The organism is Cellulomonas iranensis NBRC 101100 = JCM 18110, from assembly GCF_001552375.1.
Taxonomy (GTDB): domain Bacteria; phylum Actinomycetota; class Actinomycetes; order Actinomycetales; family Cellulomonadaceae; genus Cellulomonas; species Cellulomonas iranensis.
Genome location: NZ_BCRB01000201.1, coordinates 1 through 609, shown reverse-complemented (window position 1 = coordinate 609; position 609 = coordinate 1). Strand labels below are relative to the sequence as shown.

The window sequence follows — 609 nt, the reverse complement described above, 5'->3', positions numbered from 1 at the left end:
GGCTCGACGGACACGGGCGTGCTCGTGTCCGTCGAGCCGGGAGCCTGTCCGTCGACGCGCCCGCGGCGGGTGGGTGCGCGGGGTCGGGCCGAGCCGCAGGGCGTGCACGCGGCCCCGGGCACCGGCGGGTCAGGCGTTGCCGGGCAGACCCGGGGTGCGGGAGCCGTCCTTCGGCAGCACGGCCTCCTCGATGACCGGCAGGCCGCTGTTGTCGCCGTCCTCACCGGGCGCGGGCGGCGCCTGCGGCGCGGTGGCCTTCACGGGATCGGGGACCTCGTCGGGGGTCGGGGTCACGGTGTCGTCGGGAACGGACATCTTCGGCCTCCCTGGCTCTCGGCAGTGCTCGGGCGTGCGTCGTGCTCGGGTGTGCTGGGTGGCACCCGGGCGCGGCGCTGCGTCCGGGTGGTCATCGATCGTGGCACGGGCACGGTGCGCTGTCCTGCGCACACCGCCACCCCACCCCACGGCGAGAGTGCGATCCAGTCGCTCCGCCGCCGCACCCCACCCGCACGGCACCGCACCGCCCGGGTCCCCCGCCCCGCCCGCCACGGGCCAGAACCGCGGCACGCCCCCGGCGCAGCCCGCCCCCACCCGACCCCCACGCCCCCT

At 78.3% G+C, this 609-nt stretch carries 1 protein-coding gene; it reads right to left on the bottom strand.

Features of this window, described 5'->3' with window-relative positions; genetic code table 11:
* Nucleotides 1-129 precede the first annotated feature (129 nt).
* A complete protein-coding gene (locus tag CS2_RS18960) occupies nt 130-315 on the bottom strand; it encodes a hypothetical protein (protein ID WP_046529464.1) in 186 nt (61 codons plus the stop codon).
* Between the last annotated feature and the right edge of the window lie 294 nt (nt 316-609).

Excerpts from the sequence above, each read along its gene's own strand:
- CS2_RS18960 (WP_046529464.1), bottom strand. The coding sequence starts at position 315 with ATGTCCGTTCCCGACGACACCGTGACCCCGACCCCCGACGAGGTCCCC.